The organism is Nocardia sp. NPDC060220 (genome assembly GCF_042727815.1).
GTDB lineage: Bacteria > Actinomycetota > Actinomycetes > Mycobacteriales > Mycobacteriaceae > Nocardia.
This window is the reverse complement of the sequence record NZ_JBHWZY010000977.1, coordinates 1-2,370: the sequence shown is the minus strand read 5'-3', so window position 1 is coordinate 2,370 and position 2,370 is coordinate 1. Positions and strand designations below refer to the sequence as shown.

At 66.4% G+C, this 2,370-nt stretch carries 2 protein-coding genes and 2 pseudogenes; 2 read left to right on the top strand and 2 right to left on the bottom strand.

The features are described 5' to 3' along the window. Window positions 1-447 (top strand): annotated as a pseudogene (locus ACFWF3_RS32505) (hypothetical protein); the annotation flags it as partial. Between the two features lie 110 nt (window positions 448-557). Here ACFWF3_RS32505 and ACFWF3_RS32500 read toward each other — a convergent pair. Next, window positions 558-1,181: a carbonic anhydrase gene (locus ACFWF3_RS32500; RefSeq protein WP_378990360.1), complete on the bottom strand. Its 624-nt coding sequence runs from the start codon at window positions 1,179-1,181 to the stop codon at window positions 558-560. Window positions 1,182-1,748: 567 nt separating this feature from the next. Here ACFWF3_RS32500 and ACFWF3_RS32495 point away from each other — a divergent pair. Continuing rightward, window positions 1,749-1,985 (top strand): hypothetical protein, encoded by a 237-nt coding sequence (locus ACFWF3_RS32495; RefSeq protein ID WP_379317677.1) that lies wholly within the window; start codon window positions 1,749-1,751, stop codon window positions 1,983-1,985. A gap of 29 nt (window positions 1,986-2,014) precedes the next feature. On the opposite strand, the pseudogene ACFWF3_RS32490 reads toward ACFWF3_RS32495, so the two are convergent. Beyond that, a pseudogene (locus ACFWF3_RS32490) lies at window positions 2,015-2,370 on the bottom strand (phosphodiesterase); the annotation flags it as partial.

Here is a 2,370-nt window from a genome sequence, read left to right as displayed (position 1 = left end):
CCCGAACCGCAGGCGCCTGTCCCGAAATCAGCTCCCGAAGCCCCGGCGCCCCGTGCAACCCCCGAGTCCGAGAGTGCTCAGCCTTACACCGCCGAACCCGGCGGTGCACCGGGCAGCGACTCGCCGGGCGGTGGCGGCGCCGCACCGTCGACCGGATCAGCTCCCAACGGAGCCGGAGATTCACCCCGGTCACCGGCCCCCGCCGGAGCAGGGGATCCACCCGCCGTGCCCACACCCGGCGGCGGTGCGGCGGTTCCCGCCCACGAGGTCCGACCCACCAGCGACACGGGGATCCTCCCCGAGCCGAATCTTCTCTCGGTGATCGGTGGCCTCATCGCTTTGGGGCTCGCCGGCGGCGGATCGGCCGTGGTCAGTTTCCAAGGCGCCGCCCAGGCTCAGGCACGTATCGCGGCCGCCCGAGCCGAGTTCTTCGGACCGCGGCCGTGATCGTGGGCATTGCCTTCGGCCCGCTTCATCGGCTGACTCGGTTGCGAGCGGCGGCTGATCTGGACTGAGAGACGTTGCCGCCGTACCGGATCCGATGCGGACCGCTGCGGTTACTCGAGTTCGCCGATGTTGCCGATCACCCGGTTCAGTTGGACCCTGCCCTCGGACAGGTTGTAGGTGACACACGCGATGGCGAGTTTTCCGGCCTGGATCTTCTCGGCGATGGTGCTCGACCGTTGCGTCAGCAACAGGCCGGTCTCCTCCACGTGCCGTGCTTCGAGTTCGTCGACGGAGCTCAGTCCTTCACGGCGGCCCAGCAGGATCGACGGGGTGACCCGTTCGACGACACTTCGAATGAATCCGCCGGGCACGGCGCCGGAATCGAGGGCGTCGATCGTGGCGCGGACCGCACCACAGCTGTCGTGCCCGAGGACGACGATCAGTGGCACATCCAGGACCGCGACACCGTATTCGATCGATCCGAGCACGGAGCCGTCGACGACGTGGCCGGCTGTGCGCACGACGAACATGTCGCCGAGGCCGCGGTCGAAGATGATCTCGGCGGCGACTCGGGAGTCGCCGCACCCGAACAGGATCGCGGACGGATGCTGCCCGGTGGTGAGTTCGGTTCGGTTCGCTGCGCCTTGGTTGGGATGCTGCAGTCGTCCTTCGACGAAGCGATCGTTTCCCTCGCGGAGGGTCTTCCAGGCGGCAACAGGACTCGTATGCGGCATATGTCCAGTTCTAACATGCGCTTGGATCGCGACCCGCGGGGTGGTCGGCTCCTTGGTTGTCGGTCGCGGACCGCTCACCCGGCGGACCCCAGTTTTGCGACCGAGTAGAGGACGGATCGGCGAACGCTGTCAGTGGCGGCACCGACCACCGCACCCGGGCAAGGCCATTGCGAGCGGCCGGCCCGACCCCGCAGCGACGTATGCTGGTCGCGATCGGCGCCCAGGGCACCTTCGAGTACTTTCCGCCTCGAACCGGCTACGTGCCCACTGACAAGCGAGAAGGTCGTGTCGAAAAGCCCGAATGTGCGGTGGTTCTGGTCCGTCCTCACGCTCGTGACGTGTGGAGCGCTCTTGTGGGGGTGTGCCGCCTCCGTTGTCATGCCGAAACTGGACAAGGATCTGTCCGCCGAGGAGGCGCGACGGGTCATGGAACGGCGGAGTGTCTGGATACCCGACTCGTTCGAGTTGGTCAGCATGCGGCGATTCGGGTGCCCGCCGTTGGCGGGTATGTGCGGCTACGCAGGCAGCTATGTCGCACCAGCGGAACACTTCCCTGACTATCGGGCGATGTACACCGATTCGACGTATACCCAACCGCTGCAGAAGATTACCTGCGCCGAGCTGACCAAGCGGCTGGGATTCGAGCCGACGACCGAACGCACAGACTGGAACTTCGATTGCGCGAACGCGATCGAATTGTTCGCCAGCTCGCCCTATGGCGACATCAGAGCCGACTACCCCCAGGTGACGATCGTTCGGGACTCTCGGTTCGCCACAATCCACTTCTATTCACGTCCGAGCTGACGTGACCGGGGCTCTGACCAACTCGCCGATCAGATCGCGGGCTGGGCGCCGTCGTCGGTGCGGCCGCGGCGGCTTCCGGTGTAGGCGTTTTCGCGCAGCCAGTTCACCACTCGCGGCATCAATGTGACGTCGGCAGGATGGTTGAGGATCGGATCGAAGAAGTCGGTGCGGTATTCGCCAGGCTCGGCTCGCCGTAGGTCGAGTTCGCCGACGGTTTCGGGTGGGCGGCCGATGCCATCGGCGGTGATCGAGAACCGGATCACCCGGTCGTCGAGGTGATCGTCGAGGGCACGCAGGGACGCGGTATTCGGCAGGTCGTCGGTGTCGAGCGGTTCGGCGAAGAGCCAGACCGGTGGGGCGTCGGCGAATCGGTAGGGCAGCAGCG